The organism is Sporosarcina siberiensis, from assembly GCF_042681925.1.
GTDB classification, from domain to species: Bacteria; Bacillota; Bacilli; order Bacillales_A; family Planococcaceae; genus Sporosarcina; species Sporosarcina siberiensis.
The window spans coordinates 488,888-508,537 of the sequence record NZ_JBHUGI010000032.1; the positions used below are offsets into that span (position 1 = coordinate 488,888).

Annotated in this window: 21 protein-coding genes; 8 read left to right on the forward strand and 13 right to left on the reverse strand. The window is 38.4% G+C overall.

What is annotated here, in order from left to right; all coding sequences use genetic code 11:
- Nucleotides 1-18 precede the first annotated feature (18 nt).
- The 9 genes from ACFSFY_RS13315 to ACFSFY_RS13355 all read right to left on the reverse strand — a co-directional run bounded on the left by ACFSFY_RS13315 (nucleotide 19) and on the right by ACFSFY_RS13355 (nucleotide 8,943).
- Nucleotides 19-426 carry a hypothetical protein gene (locus tag ACFSFY_RS13315; protein ID WP_381538784.1) on the reverse strand — a complete coding sequence of 136 codons (408 nt, stop codon included), beginning with the start codon at nucleotides 424-426 and terminating at the stop codon, nucleotides 19-21.
- Nucleotides 427-677: 251 nt separating this feature from the next.
- Nucleotides 678-956, reverse strand: coding sequence for a UPF0223 family protein (locus ACFSFY_RS13320; RefSeq protein ID WP_381538786.1), 279 nt, complete (start codon nucleotides 954-956; stop codon nucleotides 678-680).
- Nucleotides 957-1,937 (reverse strand): NAD(P)H-dependent flavin oxidoreductase, encoded by a 981-nt coding sequence (locus ACFSFY_RS13325; RefSeq protein ID WP_381538788.1) that lies wholly within the window; start codon nucleotides 1,935-1,937, stop codon nucleotides 957-959.
- A gap of 233 nt (nucleotides 1,938-2,170) precedes the next feature.
- A complete protein-coding gene (locus ACFSFY_RS13330) occupies nucleotides 2,171-3,001 on the reverse strand; it encodes a polysaccharide deacetylase family protein (protein ID WP_381538790.1) in 831 nt (276 codons plus the stop codon).
- A gap of 123 nt (nucleotides 3,002-3,124) precedes the next feature.
- Complete coding sequence (gene lpdA / locus ACFSFY_RS13335) at nucleotides 3,125-4,537, reverse strand: dihydrolipoyl dehydrogenase (protein WP_381538792.1); 1,413 nt, start codon at nucleotides 4,535-4,537, stop codon at nucleotides 3,125-3,127.
- Between the two features lie 2 nt (nucleotides 4,538-4,539).
- Nucleotides 4,540-5,907 (reverse strand): dihydrolipoamide acetyltransferase family protein, encoded by a 1,368-nt coding sequence (locus ACFSFY_RS13340; RefSeq protein ID WP_381538793.1) that lies wholly within the window; start codon nucleotides 5,905-5,907, stop codon nucleotides 4,540-4,542.
- A 33-nt stretch (nucleotides 5,908-5,940) separates the two neighbouring features.
- The gene (locus ACFSFY_RS13345) at nucleotides 5,941-6,918 is read right to left on the reverse strand and encodes an alpha-ketoacid dehydrogenase subunit beta (protein ID WP_381538795.1); all 978 of its coding nucleotides are present in this window, start codon (nucleotides 6,916-6,918) and stop codon (nucleotides 5,941-5,943) included.
- Nucleotides 6,919-6,921: 3 nt separating this feature from the next.
- The gene (gene pdhA, locus ACFSFY_RS13350) at nucleotides 6,922-8,037 is read right to left on the reverse strand and encodes a pyruvate dehydrogenase (acetyl-transferring) E1 component subunit alpha (protein WP_381538797.1); all 1,116 of its coding nucleotides are present in this window, start codon (nucleotides 8,035-8,037) and stop codon (nucleotides 6,922-6,924) included.
- Nucleotides 8,038-8,301: 264 nt separating this feature from the next.
- Entirely contained in the window at nucleotides 8,302-8,943 is a 642-nt protein-coding gene (locus tag ACFSFY_RS13355; protein ID WP_381538799.1) for a YkyA family protein, read from the reverse strand.
- A gap of 145 nt (nucleotides 8,944-9,088) precedes the next feature.
- Here ACFSFY_RS13355 and def point away from each other — a divergent pair, with 145 nt between their 5' ends.
- From def to rnjA, 3 genes are all read left to right on the forward strand, one after another.
- Nucleotides 9,089-9,646, forward strand: a complete 558-nt coding sequence (gene def, locus ACFSFY_RS13360; RefSeq protein WP_381538801.1) for a peptide deformylase — start codon at nucleotides 9,089-9,091, stop codon at nucleotides 9,644-9,646.
- 239 nt (nucleotides 9,647-9,885) lie between these two features.
- The gene (locus ACFSFY_RS13365) at nucleotides 9,886-10,095 is read left to right on the forward strand and encodes a DNA-dependent RNA polymerase subunit epsilon (RefSeq protein WP_381538803.1); all 210 of its coding nucleotides are present in this window, start codon (nucleotides 9,886-9,888) and stop codon (nucleotides 10,093-10,095) included.
- Nucleotides 10,096-10,098: 3 nt separating this feature from the next.
- Nucleotides 10,099-11,766, forward strand: coding sequence for a ribonuclease J1 (gene rnjA, locus ACFSFY_RS13370; protein WP_381538805.1), 1,668 nt, complete (start codon nucleotides 10,099-10,101; stop codon nucleotides 11,764-11,766).
- Nucleotides 11,767-12,693: 927 nt separating this feature from the next.
- Here rnjA and ACFSFY_RS13375 read toward each other — a convergent pair.
- The 4 genes from ACFSFY_RS13375 to ACFSFY_RS13390 all read right to left on the reverse strand — a co-directional run bounded on the left by ACFSFY_RS13375 (nucleotide 12,694) and on the right by ACFSFY_RS13390 (nucleotide 15,060).
- Entirely contained in the window at nucleotides 12,694-13,353 is a 660-nt protein-coding gene (locus ACFSFY_RS13375) for a potassium channel family protein (RefSeq protein WP_381538807.1), read from the reverse strand.
- A gap of 155 nt (nucleotides 13,354-13,508) precedes the next feature.
- Nucleotides 13,509-13,961, reverse strand: a complete 453-nt coding sequence (locus tag ACFSFY_RS13380) for a TlpA family protein disulfide reductase (RefSeq protein ID WP_381538809.1) — start codon at nucleotides 13,959-13,961, stop codon at nucleotides 13,509-13,511.
- A gap of 83 nt (nucleotides 13,962-14,044) precedes the next feature.
- Nucleotides 14,045-14,587: a peroxiredoxin gene (locus ACFSFY_RS13385; protein WP_381538811.1), complete on the reverse strand. Its 543-nt coding sequence runs from the start codon at nucleotides 14,585-14,587 to the stop codon at nucleotides 14,045-14,047.
- A gap of 152 nt (nucleotides 14,588-14,739) precedes the next feature.
- Nucleotides 14,740-15,060 (reverse strand): hypothetical protein, encoded by a 321-nt coding sequence (locus ACFSFY_RS13390; RefSeq protein ID WP_381538813.1) that lies wholly within the window; start codon nucleotides 15,058-15,060, stop codon nucleotides 14,740-14,742.
- 190 nt (nucleotides 15,061-15,250) lie between these two features.
- Here ACFSFY_RS13390 and ACFSFY_RS13395 point away from each other — a divergent pair, with 190 nt between their 5' ends.
- From ACFSFY_RS13395 to ACFSFY_RS13415, 5 genes are read left to right on the forward strand one after another with little or no spacing between them, the layout of a single operon-like run.
- A complete protein-coding gene (locus ACFSFY_RS13395; RefSeq protein WP_381538815.1) occupies nucleotides 15,251-15,793 on the forward strand; it encodes a helix-turn-helix domain-containing protein in 543 nt (180 codons plus the stop codon).
- 22 nt (nucleotides 15,794-15,815) lie between these two features.
- Nucleotides 15,816-16,922, forward strand: a complete 1,107-nt coding sequence (locus tag ACFSFY_RS13400) for an ABC transporter ATP-binding protein (protein ID WP_381538817.1) — start codon at nucleotides 15,816-15,818, stop codon at nucleotides 16,920-16,922.
- On the forward strand, nucleotides 16,912-17,736 hold the full coding sequence (locus tag ACFSFY_RS13405) for an ABC transporter permease (RefSeq protein ID WP_381538819.1): 825 nt from the start codon (nucleotides 16,912-16,914) through the stop codon (nucleotides 17,734-17,736). Before ACFSFY_RS13400 ends, ACFSFY_RS13405 begins: the two co-directional genes overlap by 11 nt.
- Nucleotides 17,720-18,520, forward strand: coding sequence for an ABC transporter permease (locus tag ACFSFY_RS13410; RefSeq protein ID WP_381538821.1), 801 nt, complete (start codon nucleotides 17,720-17,722; stop codon nucleotides 18,518-18,520). Before ACFSFY_RS13405 ends, ACFSFY_RS13410 begins: the two co-directional genes overlap by 17 nt.
- Entirely contained in the window at nucleotides 18,517-19,590 is a 1,074-nt protein-coding gene (locus ACFSFY_RS13415) for an ABC transporter substrate-binding protein (protein WP_381538822.1), read from the forward strand. Before ACFSFY_RS13410 ends, ACFSFY_RS13415 begins: the two co-directional genes overlap by 4 nt.
- The last annotated feature ends 60 nt before the right edge of the window (nucleotides 19,591-19,650 follow it).

The window sequence follows — 19,650 nt, forward strand, 5'->3', positions numbered from 1 at the left end:
TTATTTAAAGACCTTTCATCATTTCTTTACACTATCCAACAATATAAAGCCCAACACAACACCAGCCACTACTTGAATTGTCTGATTTCGGAACATAATAGCATTAGGTATCAATGAGAGCATGCTTTCAGGTAAATAAAACGGTAAAACGTACATTGATAAAATACAGAAAGACGGCAACCCAATACCAATGAACTTAACCCAATCAAAGGTCCATTGACTATTCTGCCTAATTTCAGTTAAAAGCTTCGGCAACCTAAGCATCATTCCAATAACAATGGGAAATATAGTTGAATATAAATATAACGATGAAAGTTCAAAATTTTTACTAGCCTCTAATTGCAACCACATTTGATATTTAGCTCCGAGGTAAATGATAAAACTTACAACAATTGTCCAACTAAAATAGTAGAGAAATCTTTTCATGTACTCCCCCCTCATCAACACACATTTTTTATCAGACTCGGTTTGTGAATAAATAATAGTTCTACTATTAATACGTTCATAAAGCATTGGAAGTTTCAATTTTCGGAGGATTGTGAATAACGATATTAAAAACACCTATAGAAATTTCTGAAAATGAATTCTTAATTAAAGTTAAAAATAAAAAAACACCGCTAAATGCGATGTTGATTCATGTTTTCCCACTTTTCGTATCCTGAAGAGATCGTGCTAGCTCAGCGCTGTTTCCCTTTTATTTTATCGGTATCCGCACTTTCTTTCGCACTTTTTATAACGTCATAACTTTCATAACCACTTACTTCTTTAAACTCTTTAAAGATTGTTTTCTCCTCAGACATTGAAGGTACAATTTCTTTAAAAGAACGATAGGCAGCCATTAAGTCCATTCTCGTAATTCCAACCTCATATGCTTTTTCTACTGCAGCATAAAAGGCCATAACCGTTACAATTTCCTCAGTATTCCAATCGACTCTTAGCGGATAATTATAATCCATTTACGTTTCCTCCTTGTGCAGACCGAAGTTCCAGCTCGTCCTAATTACTTCTGCTTCTTTTACCATTCGTTCAAATAATTCTTGAACAGATGGGACATCTTTTATTAATCCGGTAACTTGACCTGCCCATCCAAAACCGTTTTCCACATCACCGTCATGAATAAATCGACGGTTCGCTTCCCCGCTAATAAACGTCTTTAACGCTTCATAATTCGGTGTTTCATTTTCAACTTGAAGTATTTTTTCCGTCCATACGCTTGAAATCGCACGAGCAGGTGCGCCAATAGAACGCTTAATGACGGTCGTGTCTGTTTCAGAACCGGCTAGAAGTGCATCTTTATATGCCTGTGAAGCGTGAACACATTCACTTGTCGCTATAAACCTAGTTCCCATCTCAATGCCATCTGCCCCAAGTGCATGTGCAGCCATCCATCCTCGGCCATCCCCAATGCCTCCAGAAGCGATTACAGGGATTGATACAGCATCTACAACTTGAGGAACCAGGACAATTGTTCCGATATCCTCTCGCCCTAAATGCCCTCCACCTTCTTGACCGACAACCATAACTGCATCCGCACCAAGTTCTTCCGCCTTTACAGCCTGACGTTTTGCAGCTACTAAGACGAGCGTTTTAACATTCGTTCCTTTAAGTTGTTCGAAAAACGGTGTTGGATTGCCGCCAGTTACCGATACAACATCCACATTTTCTTGAAGTGCCACATCGAGCATATGTGAAAACGGACGTCCTGTTTGTCCAATTGCAAAGTTTACCCCGAATGGTTTATCAGTTAATTTTCTTACCTTCATAATTTCAGAACGAAGATCTTCAGGGGAACTTAAACTCATTGCTGTGATTTGACCAAGACCACCCGCCTCAGATACTGCCGCGCATAGCTCTGCATAAGCTAAATACGCAAGACCCCCTTGAATAATCGGATACTTAATGCCCAGTAATTCCGTCACTCTCGTTTGCCAGATCATTGGAACACCCCTTTTATCAATTTCGCCTTGGCGTAATTGAGTCCAGATTTTTAGGGGAGTTTACTCGAAAAACTCCCCTAAAAATCTGTGACATCCGCCGGAGGCTTTAACAAGGAGGAATTGAACTTCATTCCTCCCCATTCAGCTGGAGTTTGAACCCCCACTGATAGAAATGAATTCACATTCACCTCACCACTTATAGAAGCGGGAGACTTCTGCTGAATTCAGTTTAATTATTCCACACCTTTAATTGTATTCGGGTCAATGAAGTCGTATCCTTTAGCACGTAAACCTTCTACAATTTGCATTAATGCTGCCGCAGTCCATTTACGATCATGCATCAAAAGATTTGCTCCATCACGTAAATATTCACTATTCACCATAATATCCGCAAGGGCAGCCTCTTCCATATATTGCTTTTCCCAATCATAGCCATACGACCAATTCATAAGAAGCATTTTTTCGTCCGAAACGAGTGCCCGACTAAAATCGGTATTGACTCCAAATGGAGCACGGAAAAACTTTGGTCGTTCACCAATCGTTTCTTCAACTGCATCACTAACAAATAAAATTTCTTCTTTTTGTTGTTCTTCAGAGGATTGTTTTAAATTTGCATGTGTTTTCGTATGATTTCCAATCGCAAATCCTAATTCATGAATCTCTTTTAAAATGGCTTTTTCTTCATCTGTATCAATAAAATGCCCATTTACAAAGAAAATAGCAGGTGCATCTAGCCCTTTCAAAGTCTTTGCCATCTCTAGTGCATATTTATCCGGTGCATCATCAATCGTCAATAGAACAACCTTAGGATTTGCATCGTTTATTGGTTGAAGTGCCCAACTTGCATTTAGCTCGTAAAGTGGTTCAATAACTTCGTCAACCTCAACTTCTTCAACTACCTCTTCATCTTCTGCTTCGTCTTCGATTGTCTCATCAACCGTTTCCGATGATTCAACATTCTGTTTAACCTCATCTTTTACTTCTTCTTTAGCAGTGTCAGTAGAACACGCTGATAGTAGAAGTATTAGTGTCGCTAGTATGTATACCAAATATTTTTTCGTCATTTTTCTACACCCTTTCAATCCATATATGTTAACACGATACGTTGTACGCTACAATATTTTTCAAAAACAAAAATGTCCCCACAGCCTATAGTGCAGCCCTGGGGACATCATTTGTTTAACGATTTATTTTGACATCATATGAATCGGCTTACCCATAACAACTTCAGCAGTTTCCATTACAATTTCACCTAAAGTAGGATGTGCATGAATTGTCATTGCAACGTCTTCAACAGTCATACCCGCTTCAATCGCAAGACCGATTTCAGCAATCATGTCCGATGCACTTTCACCGGCAATTTGACCACCTAAAATCAGACCGTCTTCTTTACGAGCGACAAGCTTAACGAAACCTTCTGTAGCATCAAGAGCAAGCGCACGTCCGTTAGCAGCAAACGGGAATTTCCCTACTGTAACTTCATATCCTTCGTCTTTTGCTTCTTTTTCTGTATAACCAACAGATGCTAGTTCAGGATCTGTGAAACAAACCGCTGGAATTGCTAAGTAATCAACTTCAGACTTTTGGCCAGAAATTGCTTCAGCAGCAACTTTTGCTTCATAAGATGCTTTATGCGCAAGTTGTGGACCTGGAGCAATGTCACCAATTGCATAGATATTAGAAATGTTTGTGCGGCACTGCTTATCAACTTCAATAATTCCGCGATCCGCAAATTTAATACCCAATTCTTCAAGACCCATTTCATCCGTATTCGGACGACGTCCAACAGTTACAAGTACGTAATCGGCTTCAACTTTTTTCTCTTCTCCGCCTACTTCATACGTAACAGTAACGCCTGTCTCAGTTTCTTCAACACCTTTTGCAGATGCATTCGTTACAACCTCGACACCTTTTGTCTTAAATCCTTTTTTAACCAATTGAGTCATTTGTTTTTCAAAACCAGCAAGGATATCACTTGTGCCTTCTATAATCGTTACTTCTGAACCAAGATTTGCATAAGCAGATCCAAGTTCTGTACCGATATATCCTCCACCGATTACAACAAGTTTCTCTGGCAATTCAGTAAGATTCAATGCGCCAGTTGAGTTGATGACGCGTTTTGAGTATTTAAAGCCTGGAATTTCAACCGGGCGTGCTCCTGTAGCGAGAATTGCATTTTTAAATTTATACGTTTGTGCAGAATCGTCATTGATTACACGAACTGTGTTTGCATCAACGAAATAAGCTTCACCTGAAAGATAATCAACTTTATTACCTTTTAGAAGTCCGCTAACCCCACCCGTTAATTTGTTAACAACGCCGTTTTTGAATTCTTGCGCTTTAGTAAAATCAATTTTCACGTCAGACGAAGTGATTCCCATAGACTCTGAATCTTTCGCATTTGCAAAACGGTGACCTACAGCAATTAGAGCTTTTGATGGAATACATCCAACGTTCAGACATACACCGCCAACTGTTTCTCTTTCTACAACTGTTACTTTTTGACCTAACTGTGCTGCACGAATAGCTGCAACATAGCCACCTGGTCCAGATCCTACTACAAGTGTGTCAACTTCAATCGGAAAGTCTCCTACTACCATTTTTACGCCTCCATTAATAATAATTCGGGATTGCTCAGCAATCTCTTAATGTGATTCAATGCATGTTGTGCAGTTGCTCCATCTATCATACGATGATCGAACACTAATGATAATGCTAACATAGGTGCCGCAACAATTTCACCATTTTTAACTATTGGTTTTTCAGAAATACGACCAATACCTAATATCGCAACTTCAGGATGATTAATAATCGGGGTAAACCACTGCCCACCTGCAGAACCAATATTTGTGATTGAACATGTAGCGCCACTCATTTCAGCAAGTGATAACTTACCATCACGAGCCTTCACGGCTAAGCTACTGATTTCTTCAGAAATAGCGAACATTGATTTACGATCTGCATGCTTTACAACCGGAACCAGAAGTCCGCGGTCCGTATCTGCTGCGATTCCGATATTATAATAATGCTTTTGAATGACCTCTTCTGTTTCATCGTCAAACGATGTATTCAGCTCTGGGAATTCTTTCAACGTGCTAACAAGTGCTTTCACAACATATGGTAAGTACGTAAGTTTGATTTCTTTTTCCGCAGCGATCCCTTTAAACTTATTGCGATGTGCAACGAGTTCAGTGACATCTACTTCATCAAGCAACGTAACATGCGGAGCTGTGTGCTTTGAATTGACCATAGCTTTTGCAATCACTTTTCGAATACTAGTCATTTTCTCGCGTGTTTCAGGGAAATCACCTTCGAGATAGACAGGTTCCGATGAAACCTTTTTATCCTTCTGCTCATCTTTAGTTTGTGCTGACACATTTTCTTGCGTATCAACTTCTTCTTCCGATGATTGTCCACCGTCCATATAAGATGTTATATCTTCTTTAAGGACACGACCGTTTTTACCTGATCCAGCAACGAGTTTAATATCTACATCGTTATCACGTGCATGCTTACGTACAGACGGCATAGCAATGATACGACGATCTGTGTCAACTTCTGTTGATTTCTCGTCAGGTTTCACAGCTGTGTTCTTATCTTCATTTGCAGCATCATCTTTTGGAGCTTCTTCTTGTTCGATTGGTTGTCCGGCTTCTGCAGCTCCCTGAACCCCAGATTCAGTTTCTTCTGTCGCTTCAGCTTCTTCTTCATTCGGATGCATACTTTCATAACCCGGAGCATCCAGACGAATTAAAACGTCCCCTACAACCGAAACCGTTCCTTCACTAACTACGATTTCCAACACGGTACCTGTAACAGGTGAAGGAATTTCTACAACCGCTTTATCATTTTGGATTTCAAGAAGTGTATCGTCTTCATTGATTTTATCGCCTTTTGCAACAAACCACTTTACGATTTCACCTTCATGGATTCCTTCCCCAATATCTGGTAAACGGAATTCATATGCCATATGCGATTCACCCTTTCAAATTTCAATCTAATCTTAAAATGTTAGTACTTTTTTAGCTGTCTCAATAATGTCTTTTGCGTTTGGAAGCCAAGAGTTTTCACCTTGTGCATATGGATAAATCGTATCAGGCGATGCAACTCTAAGTACCGGTGCTTCAAGGCTAAGAATTGCACGCTCTGTAATTTCTGCTACAACGTTTGCAGCTATTCCAGCTTGTTTTTGAGCTTCTTGAACGACGATTGCACGATTTGTTTTTTCAACAGATGCGATAATTGTTTCAATATCGATCGGCTGTACTGTACGTAAATCGATTACTTCAAGTGAATACCCTTCTTTCTCCAGTTCTTCAGCAGCTTTCAAACTTTCATGAACCATTGCACCATAAGTGATAACAGTTAAATCTGTTCCTTCACGTTTCACATCTGCTTTGCCAAGAGGAATTGTATACTCTTCTTCCGGAACTTCTTGTCTAAACGAGCGATACAGCTTCATATGCTCTAGGAAAATAACTGGATTATCATCACGAATTGCAGAAATCAAGAGTCCTTTAGCATCATATGGAGTCGAAGGGATTACAACGATTAAGCCAGGTTGTGAGGCAACAAGTCCCTCCAAGCTGTCTGCATGCATCTCTGGTGTAGCAACGCCACCGCCAAATGGTGCACGGATTGTTACTGGTGCATTAAAACTTCCGCCACTGCGGTAATGCATACGAGCAAGTTGTCCACTTACGGAGTCCATAACTTCATATAGGAAACCGAAAAACTGTATTTCCATAACAGAACGAAAACCAGTTAAAGAAAGTCCAATTGCAAGTCCACCAATACCTGATTCACCTAGAGGAGTATCAAATACCCGGTCTTCACCGAATTCTTTTTGCAAACCTTCAGTAGCGCGGAATACGCCACCGTTATTTCCAACGTCTTCACCGAAGACAAGAACGTTTTCATCATTCTTCAGCTCGGTCTTCATAGCTTCCGTTATTGCTTGAATCATCGTTAATTGTGCCATCGGTTACTTCGACTCCTTCTCTGTATAGATGTCAAATTGTTCTTTCAAATTATACGGCATATCGCCTTTATGCATTATTTTAATGAAATCTGTTACTTTTTGTTTTGGAGCAGCGTCCGCTAATTTAATAGCTTCTTTAATTTCATCTTTTGCACGCTCGATTACAACTTCTTCTTTCGCTTCATCCCAAACACCTTTTTCTTCTAAGTATTTGCGGAAACGGATCAACGGATCGCGTTTTTCCCATTCGCTGTCTGTTTCAGATGTACGGTAACGAGTCGGATCGTCTCCAGCCATCGTATGTGGACCGTATCGGTAACAATACGTTTCGATCAATGTTGGTCCTTCACCATTCACTGCACGCTCACGAGCGTCTCGTGTAGCTACATAAACAGCTAGAGGATCCATACCGTCTACTAAAATACTCGGTATACCTGCCGCAATTCCTTTTTGTGCCAGTGTTTTAGCAGCAGTTTGAACATCACGATGTGTAGAAATTGCATATTGGTTATTTTGAATAACAAAAATTGCTGGCGAGCGGAATGCTCCTGCAAAGTTTATTCCTTCATAGAAGTCTCCTTGTGAAGTTCCACCATCACCTGTATATGTCATAGCGACGGATTTCAAACCGCGTTTTTGCATTCCAAGTGCAACACCTGCCGCTTGGATATATTGTGCACCGATAATAATTTGTGGTGGGAATACGTTTACACCTTCAGGAATTGCGTTTCCATGAAAATGTCCACGGGACCATAAAAACGCCATAGACAATGGTAATCCGTGCCAAATCATTTGTGGAACATCACGATATCCCGGAAGAATAAAGTCTTCTTTTTCAAGTGCAAAATGTGATGCAATTTGTGATGCTTCCTGACCTGCTGTAGGTGCATAGAAACCAAGACGTCCTTGACGATTAAGTGAAATCGAACGTTGGTCCAAAATACGCGTATATACCATACGTGTCATTAGTTCAGTAAGCTCGTCATCAGACATTTTCGGGTCAGCATCTTTATTAACGATTTCGCCTTCCTCATTCAGAATTTGGAACATTTCAAACTTCTCTTCAATCTCGTGAAGCGTTTTCACCGGATCGAACTGCTTCGAGTTTTTTGCAGCCATTTCGGCAACTCTCCTTTATCAACTGTATTATGAAACTTGTGTTTATTAATTGGTACAACCATATCAATACTTAGTATACTGAAACATAATGGAATGGTCAAACATAGTACTCGCCTCAGTATTTCCACAATATTGATATTTGGAAATACAGAAACTAAAAAACTGTATTAGTACAATGTGCAGACTGTATTATAATAGAATGCTATTTTTATCCATAAAAAAAAGACTAGTGAGACGTTGCTCATCTAGTCGTTAGATATTCCCTTATTTTTCATCCTCAAAACTCGAAAACAATTCTTCTTTTAAAGTGTTCACTTCTTTAGTGGACTCATTAAATGCATTAATTGCCGATTTAACTTTTTCATTTTGGATGTTTACTTTATCAACTTCATCCTTTAACTCCGGTAATTCAGTTTCTTCGTTTACGAGCAGATCATAAAGGTTGTTTTGGTGATCCTGAAGTTTTTTATATTCAGAAATTAAAACCGAATGTAAATCATATCTTTCTATAGTTGCTGTTTTTAATGTTTGAATTGCATTTATCGTCTCTTCATCTGCTTTTTTAATATCTACATCAAAGGACTCTGCCAAATCTTTGGCTTTCTTCATTGAAGCTACTTCATCTTCAATAAGTGAAGAACGCTCGTCTTGAAGCTTTTTTAGTTCAGCAACTCCAGATTCCAGTTCATCTTTTTGTTTTTGAGTCAATTTCATAATACTTTCAAATTGCTCTTGTTCCTTTTGTTCAATCTTGTATAAATCGGATTGCACATCTCGGTAATCTTGTTCTGCTGTATGTATTTCAGTTAAAGTGTCTGAAAGTCTTTTTTCAACAGTGTCACCAATGCTACATCCAGATAAGACCATCACACTTAAAATAGTCCATACTAAAATGTGTTTTCTCACAAATTCACCCCTTCATTTCTTTCTAAATTATATCGGTAAAAGTAAAAAGATTCAACCATATGCTCAATTACTTTCAAGCTTTTTACGAATAGATTATACTTTGTGTTATATTATTCATTATTAGTGTTGAAAGGAAGATAATACAATGATTCAAATGAAAGATATTGTGCGCGAAGGGCATCCGGCACTTCGCAAAAAGGCTGTAGAAGTTGAATTCCCACTAACTGACAAAACCCGAGAAATATCGGAAGAACTACTTCAATATTTAATTAATAGTCACGACCCCGACATTGCAGATAAATATAATTTAAGAGCCGGTATTGGTCTGGCTGCTCCACAAATAGATGTATCTAAAAGAATTTTCGCCTTACACATTACAGAAATCGAAGGAGAACCGCTGAGTTTTGTGGCCATCAACCCAAAAATCGTTAGTCATTCTGTGGAACAAACATATCTCAGTTCTGGAGAAGGATGTTTGTCAGTCGACAGAGATATCAAAGGATTCGTCCCACGTTACAAACGCATTACTATTTCGGCTTACGATTTAGAGGGGAAAAGTTTCAAAAAAAGATTGAAAGGTTTGGCTGCAATAGCCTTCCAACATGAGCTTGATCATCTAAATGGGGTTATGTTTTACGATCACATTAACAAAAACGATCCGTTCCAAGAGATCCCAAATGCTGTTCCTTTTGATCGCGACTAGTCCATCTTGACAGAAGGTTCAGTTAACTGTATAATGGTGTCTAAGGAGTGGTTCGCCATGTATAAACGCCTGAAACGGAAACTGTTGAAACGGCTCAATGGCATACTCGGAAAGAAAACAATTGCCTAATATTTAAGGCCTGCCGATTAAATTGGTGGGCTTTTCTTTATTTTACAGAAGTGTCATGGTAATATGAATATTAATGGTTTCAATCGAACGTAAAAAAAGGAGAGCTAACAATGATTTTTAAAGTTTATTATCAAGCAAACAGATTACAAATACCCGTCCGCGAAAATACTCAAAGTCTTTACATCAAAGCAGAATCCGAGCAAATCGTTCGCGAAATGCTTGCTGACAGAGAATACAATATTGAGTACGTTCAAATCCTTGAAGGAAGTCACCTTGAATATGAACAGGCTTCAGCGTCTTTTCAGCTTGAGCAGGTATAACATATGACACCCATTAAAAATAACGAAACTGCAGTTTTTGCCCTAGGCGGACTAGGCGAAATTGGTAAAAATACGTATTGCGTACAGTTTCAAGATGAAATTATTATTATTGATGCGGGAATTAAATTCCCAGACGATGAATTACTAGGTATCGACTATGTAATACCCGATTATGCGTATTTAGAAAAAAATGTGGATAAAATAAAAGGTCTTTTCATTACTCATGGTCACGAAGATCACATCGGTGGTATACCTTATTTACTTCGAAAAGTGAACGTGCCTGTATATGGTGGAAAACTTGCATTAGGACTGCTTAGAAACAAATTGGAAGAACATGGACTTTTACGTACAACTCAGATGATTCCAATAGACGAAGATGATGTTATCAAGTTCAGAAAAACATCGGTGACTTTCTTTAGGACAACCCATAGTATTCCTGATGCATTCGGGGTTGTCGTAAAGACTCCGTCAGGTAACATTGTTCATACTGGTGATTTCAAATTCGATTTCACACCTGTTGGCGAACCTGCCAATTTAACAAAAATGGCTAAGATTGGCGGAGACGGCGTACTATGCCTTCTTTCAGATAGTACAAACGCTGAAATACCAAACTTCACAATGTCTGAGCGTAAAGTTGGAGAAAATCTAAATGAAATCTATCGAAAAGTAGATGGCCGTATTATTTTTGCGACTTTTGCATCGAATATTCATAGACTCCAACAAGTAATCGACTCAGCACAAGAATACGGCAGAAAAATCGCTGTATTTGGGCGCAGTATGGATAATGCAATAACAATAGGCCGGGAATTAGGTTATATTAACGGACCTAAGGAATTGTTCATTGATACACAGTCGTTAAATAAATTACCCGCAAATGAAGTTATGATTCTATGTACAGGTAGTCAAGGTGAACCAATGGCAGCATTGTCACGTATCGCAAATGGTACACATCGTCAAGTTCAAATTCAGCCTGGCGATACAGTCATTTTCTCTTCATCACCTATTCCGGGTAACACACTGAGTATTAATAAAACCATTAACTCATTGTTCCGAGCAGGTGCAGATGTTATACACGGTTCTCTTAGTAATGTTCATACTTCTGGACATGGATCCCAAGAAGAACAGAAATTAATGATTCGTCTTATCAAACCAAAATATTTTATGCCGATTCACGGTGAATACCGTATGATGAAAATGCATACCGAACTCGCTGTTAATTGTGATGTTCCACAAGATAACACATTTATTTTGGGCAACGGTGATGTACTTGCATTGACTGCTGATAGTGCTCGTAAAGCAGGTCGTGTTCCATCAGGTGACGTGTATATTGACGGTAGCGGAATTGGAGATATTGGAAGCGTAGTATTACGCGACCGAAGAATCCTTTCAGAAGACGGTCTAGTCATTGTTGTTGCTACGGTTGATACAAAAAATAATCGACTCGTATCCGGTCCAGATATTATTTCTCGTGGATTTGTGTACATGAGAGAATCTGGTGTGATGATTCACGAAGCACAACGAATGCTTTCTAAACAATTACAAGGCAAACTTGCATCTTCACCATCCAATATTTCAGCACTTAAGTCTGAAATCACAGATGTGCTTGGGCCTTATCTATATGAAAAAACAAAAAGAAAACCTATGGTACTTCCAGTAATTATGGAAGTATAAAACAAAAATCCCGTACATGCATAAGACTTATGCATGTACGGGATTTTTTTGTTTTTACAATTAATTATATTAGTGAAAAAATCCCCTCCTTCAGAAAATAGAAGAAAGGGGTGAAATTTCATTAGCATCATATATATTTAAATATATATGATGCTAATGAATCCGGCTATCCGCTGATTTCCGTTCCGACCGGACGCGTTCCATGGGGCACTCGTCGAGCCTCCTCGTCGCGAAAACCACGCTCCTGTGGGGTCTCGACATTCGCGCCGATCCCATTGGAGTCGCCGGTCTGCACTCCAATCAGCAAAAAAAATGTGGTAAATATAAGTTCAAAATAAATAAAGAAAAAGGGATATTTTTCCAGAATAAATGTCTACCAAAACCACTTTATAAACAGAGCAATTAATAATCGGTCACGCTATTAAGCACTATAATTTTATTCTTGAACATTTTACGGAATTGACAAATTCCATATACCTTCAACTTATTTTAATGTGCAATCTTAGTTGCTTGGAGTGCAAGGCAGTCTAAAACCACGACGTCCTGTCGTAACGACTGCATGACCCACTTCGGGTGGGCCCGCGGCTAAAGATGACTCGGGGAGGATTTAGGAAGAATGAATTTCAATTCTTCCCGGGGACAGGTGAAACAACCAACGGCGGCGTAGCGAGAGCCGTCATGAAGAACGGCTTTTGCGAGTAAAAGCGAAGCGTTATGAGCACATCTTTGCTCTTCGGTTGGTCCACCGCCCGCCCTCCCGAACGCGTCCGCCTGGAACGGAATGCAACGGCATACTTGTAAACCTATAATAGGACTGCCACAACAATCTATTTCCACTGATTTTCTGGACAGTCCTTTAGCAAATAAAAATATCAATTATTGCAGGCTAAAATTCTACACCAACGTCATTTGACAAAGAATCTTTTTTTAATGAAGTGCTTTCTTTTCAAATTTATGAATATCGTCATCAGATCCTATAACGATTAAAATATCTTCATACTCAATTTTTTCAATGGCTTGCGGAGATACTAATATATGTTTTCCACGCTTTATCGCAACAATGTTGACACCATACTTTGCACGGATATCTAAATCTACAAGTGTAGAACCTGCGAGTTTTTCATTTGCCTTAATTTCCGCTATGGAATGCTCATCAGATAACTCAAGATAATCCAATATATTATTTGAAACCATATTGTTTGCAATTCGGATGCCCATATCACGTTCGGGGTGAACCACTTGGTCTGCTCCGATTTTCCTAAGAACTTTTTCATGATAATCATTTTGTGCTTTTACCGTAATCTTTTTCACACCAATTTCTTTCAGCATCAATGTTGTTAAAATACTCGCTTGAATGCTTTCCCCAATAGCGACAACAACATGCTCAAAATTGCGGATACCAAGAGATTTAAGAGCTGCTTCATCCGTCGTATCCGCCACAATGGCCTGTGTTGCGATTGTTGCGTAATCGTCCACTCGTTCTGCAGAAATATCAATCGCCATAACATTTGCACCAAGTTCTATTAATTCTTTTACAATGCTTCCACCAAATCGACCAAGTCCGATTACAACAAACTCTTTTTTCATACCGTTATCTCCCCTGTCCATTTAATGAATGCCAACTTCAATAGTACAATTATAAGCACTATCAAATGCTCTATGCAAGTTTACTTACCATACTATTATTAATCTATATATTAAAAAAGTCCAGTTACGCAAATAGTGCGTAACTGGACTTTATATCAATCTTTTTTCATTTCATCAAGTACACGGTTCACACGTTTTTCAAGCATTTTCATACCGCTACCACCGGCTTGGAAATGGCGAAGTTGACCATCTTTATCGAAGACATAATAAGCAGGAACATGCTGATTATCAAATGCGTCTGTCAATTTCATCTCACTATCCACAAATATGGATTGTGTGATGTCATGTTCAGCAGCAACGGCTTTAATTTCTGCAAGATCTAAATCATCTTCTGAACGTGGCATATGAACTGCTACAACATTCAAGTCTTCTTGATATTTATCCCGAAAATTATTAACTTCTGGCATAGCTTCTTTACACAAGTGGCAGCTGGTAGACCAAAAATGAATAAGTGTAGGCTTTTCGCCAACGAGTTCTGACTTCGTTTTTTCGCCATTTAACCATGCAGTAGCACCGTTTAGTTCAGGCAATGGATCGCGTAGTTTCATATTTATATCCTCCTAATTTTAAAAGATCCCCACAGCCAATAGTATGCGCGGGGATCTGTTGTTTACTATTAAATCTTAAAAAGTTATAGTGTTTTTTGACCTGGTCTCCAGTTAGCTGGGCAAAGTCCACCAGTTTGAAGAGCTTGTAAAACACGTAGTGATTCGTCAACATCACGGCCAATATTATTATGGAACACAGTCTGATACTGTAGTTCGCCTTCTGGATTGATGATGAACAGACCACGTAGTGCAATTCCTTCTTCTTCAATTAAAACGCCATAGCTACTTGAAACCGAATGATTTGTATCCGCTGCTAATGGGTATTTTAACTGCTCAAGTCCGCCATCTTTACGATCTGTGTTTATCCAAGCAAGATGCGTATGAATTGTATCTGTAGATACACCAATAATTTCAGCATCTAGATCTTCAAACTCGTCAAAGCGATCGGACATTGCAGTGATTTCAGTTGGACATACAAAAGTGAAATCCATTGGATAAAAGAATAAAACTGTCCATTTATCATTTTTCATGTTTTCTGCAAGGCTTACTTTTCCAAAACTCTTATCAGCAAGTACTGCATCCATTGTAAAATCCGGGGCTTGTTTTCCTACCATACGTTCTATCATAAAAATCCCTCCAAGACATCTTTTGTGTCAGTACAATTTGTACTGCACAATCTATCCTTAGATTATCAAAAATCCTATATGAATTCAAACTCCATGCCTACGTTAAGGGCTTTACATACAGAAGTATGACGGCTTTATGACAACTTTGTCGATTATAAGTCCGAAGGTTTGTCGGGCCTGGCAGAACAATAATCACATGTCGGATCATCACACGACGATTCTTGCCATTCATTGCATGAAATACAATATTTCGAATCATATTCATCATTGAATTTTAATGGTCCTGAGCATTCGGGACATTGATTGGAAGTGTCCGTCCAAGCGACAATTTTTCTGTCTCTGGCAAGAAAAGTGCCTTCTATTTTCTTGTTCATTAATGCTAGGTCTTGAAAGTCGTATATGTTTAGACCAAGGTTCTCCATCGTCCATTTTCGTTCATCCGGGTCCAAATAAAACACCTTTTTCTTTCCCAATAGTACCCCTCCTCATATTCGATGTATTGTACCATATTTTATAGATAAATCTCAATTTCAAATGATTTAGTTTTATACATTTTTTAAAAGTACTTGATTTCTAAAATAATATTCGTATAATTAAAACGTAGTAAAAATAAACTATAAGTTAACTAAAACTATACTTTACTTTTTTGAAGGAGATCTTTTTATGCAAATTGGACCCAAAATAAAAAGTTTACGATTAAAAAATGGTCTTACCCAGGAAGAACTTGGAGAACGAACGGATTTAACGAAAGGACATATTTCTCAACTTGAAAGAGATTTAAATTCTCCTTCTATAGAAACACTTTTTTCCCTACTTGAAGTATTAGGAACAACACCAAAAGACTTTTTCGATGATTCCAAAAAGGTGACAAAAGTTGTTTATTCAACAGAAGAACAAACCGTTCACTTTGACGACGTGCTAAATTACAGTATGCGATGGTTGGTTCCAAGATCCAATGAAAATGAAATGGAACCTGTTCTAATTACATTTAACAAAAGAGGGGAATTCAAGAAGTTTGAGCCTTCCCTTTCCGAGACATTCATTTATGTGTTGTCTGGCATAATCACTATTGAACATGGGGATACAAACTACACCGCCAGTAAAGGCGATGCAGTGTATTACGATGGTTCTGAAAGTCACAAACTACTGAATGCACACAACGGAGAAAGCAAAATCATTCTTGTTGCAACGCATTCCTATCTATAAAGAATACCGAAGGAGGATTACGATGAAAAAACAACCGATTATTCGATTTGAAAATGTAATGAAAAAATACAGCGAAGATACAACTGTCCTAAAAAGTGTTTCATTTGAAATGGAGCGCGGTAAGTTCTATACACTACTGGGTCCGTCTGGATGTGGTAAGACTACAATACTTCGTCTTATTGCAGGTTTTATAGAACCGACGGAAGGTTTGATTTTGTTTAACGGAAAGAAAATGAACGACGTTCCTGCGAATGAACGGAAAGTAAATACCGTTTTTCAAGATTACGCTCTCTTTCCCCATCTGAATGTTTTTGAAAACATTGCATTCGGCCTCAGAATTAAAAAAGTTAAGCAAGCGGAAATCGATACACGCGTAGAAGAAGCACTTAAATTCGTAAATCTAGAAGGCTACGCAATGAGGGAAATCTCTGAAATGTCTGGCGGTCAAAGACAGCGTGTCGCTATTGCACGTGCAATCATCAATGATCCCGAAGTTATTCTGCTTGACGAACCACTTTCGGCCCTAGATTTAAAATTGCGTTCTGAAATGCAATATGAATTACGTGAATTGCAACAACGACTTGGAAAGACATTTGTATTTGTAACACATGATCAAGAAGAAGCTCTCGCAATGTCAGATGAAATATTCGTTATGGATAATGGTGAAATCAAACAATCAGGGACTCCCCTTGATATATACGACGAACCTATTAATCGATTTGTGGCCGATTTTATTGGTGAATCGAATATTGTACCTGGTGTGATGGTTAAAGATTATTTTGTTAAATTCACCGGTAAAACTTTTGAATGCGTTGATAAAGGTCTCAATCCGAACGAAAAAGTGGATGTGGTATTACGACCAGAAGATCTTGAACTCACTACAGTTGATAACGGGAAGCTAAACGTAACGGTCGATACGCAATTGTTCCGTGGTGTTCATTACGAACTTTCCACATACGACGAGGACGGCAATGAGTGGCTCGTTCATTCAACGAAAAAAGCCGAAGTTGGTTCGATTGTCGGCCTCGATTTTAATCCCGAAGACATTCATGTTATGCGTTTAAATGAAACGGAAGAAGATTTCGATGCACGACTTGAGGCGTACGAGGTACCAAGCAATGAACAATAAACCATTACGCCCGCTCTATAACGTTCCATATGTTGCTTGGATTTTGCTCTTTGTACTAACACCAATTGCCCTTATAGTATATTATTCCTTTTTAGATTTAACTGGGAGTTTCACGCTTGATAACTATAAGAACTTTTTTTCTTCGGTTTATTTAAAATTAACCATTAGTTCGTTTTGGTATGCATTTCTAATTACACTATTCTCTTTGCTTTTTGCATACCCAACTGCTTACTTTTTAACAAAAACAAAACACAAACAACTTTGGTTATTACTAATCATCATTCCGTCTTGGATAAACTTATTATTGAAGACATATGCCTTTATCGGACTCTTTGGTTTATACGGTCCAATCAATGCATTTTTAGAAATGACCGGACTTGGCAAGCAACAAATCTTATTTACAGATTTCAGTTTTGTGTTCGTTGCAGTATATATCTTTATACCTTTTATGATCTTACCTATTTTCAATTCGCTCGACAAACTAAATCCAGCACTTATTGACGCTGCAAGAGATCTTGGTGCAAATTCTTGGACAACATTTAGACGAGTGATTCTTCCCCTTACAATGAATGGCGTTAAGTCTGGAATACAAGTAGTTTTCATTCCGGCCCTCTCGTTATTCATGATCACGCGACTCATTGCTGGAAACAAAGTGATTACACTCGGAACTGCTATTGAACAGCAATTCCTCGTTACACAGAACTGGGGAATGGGTTCTACAATCGCTGTATTCCTAATTCTTTTCATGTTTATTATTATGATCATAACGACTGGTAGCGAGAAAGGAGTGTCTGGAAGTGGAAAAGTTAAATAAGTTTCCAAAACTCTTTTTAGCGGTCATTTTCATAATTTTATATACACCAATCTTTTACTTGATTTTTTACTCTTTTAATTCTGGTGGATCGATGTCTGGTTTTGAATCGTTCACACTTGAGCATTATGCAGCTGTTTTTGAAGATAAAAGACTCATCAGTATTTTACTAAACACTATTGTCATCGCATTATTATCCGCACTTGTCTCAACCACAATCGGAGTTCTAGGTGCGCTCGCAATTGTGTTCATTAAGAATAAGAAGATGAGAAATGCTGTATTATCTTTAAACACTATTTTGATTGTGAGTCCTGATGTTATTATAGGGGCGTCCTTTCTCATTCTATTTACAATACTTGGAGTGAAACTCGGTTTTGCATCCGTGTTAATCTCCCACATTGCTTTTAGTATTCCAATTGTTGTCATTATGGTATTGCCGAAGTTGCAAGAAATGAGTCCTACACTTATCGACGCAGCTGTTGACCTTGGTGCAACGAAACGCGATGTGTTGACTCGAGTGATCATTCCATTTATCAAGCCGGGAATTTTCGCAGGATTTTTCCTTGCTTTGACTTATTCACTTGATGATTTTGCAGTTACGTTCTTTGTTACTGGGAATGGATTCTCAACATTGTCGGTAGAAATCTATTCAATGGCTCGAACAGGAATCACGTTAACCATTAACGCATTAACAGGACTCATCTTCGTCATTACAGTCGCTATCGTTTTTGGATATTACGCACTGAGTCGTAGAACAAAAACACCATCTTCGGGGGTGATGAAATGAAGGATATTTTACGAGCCGTTGTATTAATTTTAGTTGTTTCCGCTATACTTTCTTTTGTCAATTCAAAGCTAAATGAAGGCAGTGGACGTTCAGGTGAAAATTCTTTAACGGTTTACAACTGGGGAGAATACATTGATCCTGATTTATTAAAACAATTCGAACAAGAAACCGGAATAAAGGTCACTTACGAAACGTTTGATTCAAACGAAGGAATGATGGGAAAAGTTGAGCAAGGCGGAACTGCATACGATGTTACAATGCCTTCCGAATATATGATTGAAATGATGGCCGAAAAAGATTTACTATTACCCATTGATTACAGCTTGATTCCTAATGTTAAAAACATTGATCCCTATTTTATGGACTTACCATTCGATCCTAACAATAAATATTCACTTCCATACTTTTGGGGAACTCTTGGCATTGCATATAATCCTGAGTTATTAGAAGGACAAACTTTTGAAAGCTGGGATGATTTATGGGATCCAACGCTTACGCAGGAAATTATCTTAGTGGATAGTGCACGCGAAACGATAGGAATGGGATTAAATTCTCTGGGCTATTCATTAAACTCCACTTCCCCAGCCGAATTACGTGAAGCAACAGACAAATTGAAGACGTTAAGCAATAATGTTAAAGCTGTAATTGGTGATGAAGTGACACCGCTTATGATTAACGGTGAAGCAGCAATCTCACTGACATGGTCCGGGCAAGCTGCTGACATGATGAGTGAAAACGAAGACATTAACTATGTCGTACCTGAAGAAGGATCCAATTTATGGTTCGATAATATTGTCATTCCGAGAACGGCTAAAAATATCGAAGGAGCTCATGCGTTTATTAACTTTATGCTTGATGCGGATGTTGCGGCACAAAATGCAGATTATGTGGGCTATTCAACACCTAATTTTGAAGCAATGAAATTAATGGATAGTGAAGTAACTGAAGATGAACGATTTTATCCCGATGAGGAAACGCGTGATCATCTAGAAGTTTATAAAAATCTTGGACTCGAAATGCTCGGTATTTATAACGAATTGTTTCTAGAGTTTAAAATGGATATGAAATAACGATTCTAACGCCCCTACTCTATAATTGGGGCGTTTTTATAATTCAATGATGTGTACTTT

What these genes read in the sequence shown, in the direction of transcription:
- ACFSFY_RS13315 (WP_381538784.1), bottom strand. Translation starts at nt 426, where the DNA reads ATGAAAAGATTTCTCTACTATTTTAGTTGGACAATTGTTGTAAGTTTT.
- ACFSFY_RS13320 (WP_381538786.1), bottom strand. Translation starts at nt 956, where the DNA reads ATGGATTATAATTATCCGCTAAGAGTCGATTGGAATACTGAGGAAATT.
- ACFSFY_RS13325 (WP_381538788.1), bottom strand. Translation starts at nt 1,937, where the DNA reads ATGATCTGGCAAACGAGAGTGACGGAATTACTGGGCATTAAGTATCCG.
- ACFSFY_RS13330 (WP_381538790.1), bottom strand. Translation starts at nt 3,001, where the DNA reads ATGACGAAAAAATATTTGGTATACATACTAGCGACACTAATACTTCTA.
- lpdA (WP_381538792.1), bottom strand. Translation starts at nt 4,537, where the DNA reads ATGGTAGTAGGAGACTTTCCGATTGAAGTTGACACACTTGTAGTAGGA.
- ACFSFY_RS13340 (WP_381538793.1), bottom strand. Translation starts at nt 5,907, where the DNA reads ATGGCATATGAATTCCGTTTACCAGATATTGGGGAAGGAATCCATGAA.
- ACFSFY_RS13345 (WP_381538795.1), bottom strand. Translation starts at nt 6,918, where the DNA reads ATGGCACAATTAACGATGATTCAAGCAATAACGGAAGCTATGAAGACC.
- pdhA (WP_381538797.1), bottom strand. Translation starts at nt 8,037, where the DNA reads ATGGCTGCAAAAAACTCGAAGCAGTTCGATCCGGTGAAAACGCTTCAC.
- def (WP_381538801.1), top strand. Translation starts at nt 9,089, where the DNA reads ATGATTCAAATGAAAGATATTGTGCGCGAAGGGCATCCGGCACTTCGC.
- ACFSFY_RS13365 (WP_381538803.1), top strand. Translation starts at nt 9,886, where the DNA reads ATGATTTTTAAAGTTTATTATCAAGCAAACAGATTACAAATACCCGTC.
- rnjA (WP_381538805.1), top strand. Translation starts at nt 10,099, where the DNA reads ATGACACCCATTAAAAATAACGAAACTGCAGTTTTTGCCCTAGGCGGA.
- ACFSFY_RS13375 (WP_381538807.1), bottom strand. Translation starts at nt 13,353, where the DNA reads ATGAAAAAAGAGTTTGTTGTAATCGGACTTGGTCGATTTGGTGGAAGC.
- ACFSFY_RS13380 (WP_381538809.1), bottom strand. Translation starts at nt 13,961, where the DNA reads ATGAAACTACGCGATCCATTGCCTGAACTAAACGGTGCTACTGCATGG.
- ACFSFY_RS13385 (WP_381538811.1), bottom strand. Translation starts at nt 14,587, where the DNA reads ATGATAGAACGTATGGTAGGAAAACAAGCCCCGGATTTTACAATGGAT.
- ACFSFY_RS13395 (WP_381538815.1), top strand. Translation starts at nt 15,251, where the DNA reads ATGCAAATTGGACCCAAAATAAAAAGTTTACGATTAAAAAATGGTCTT.
- ACFSFY_RS13400 (WP_381538817.1), top strand. Translation starts at nt 15,816, where the DNA reads ATGAAAAAACAACCGATTATTCGATTTGAAAATGTAATGAAAAAATAC.
- ACFSFY_RS13405 (WP_381538819.1), top strand. Translation starts at nt 16,912, where the DNA reads ATGAACAATAAACCATTACGCCCGCTCTATAACGTTCCATATGTTGCT.
- ACFSFY_RS13415 (WP_381538822.1), top strand. Translation starts at nt 18,517, where the DNA reads ATGAAGGATATTTTACGAGCCGTTGTATTAATTTTAGTTGTTTCCGCT.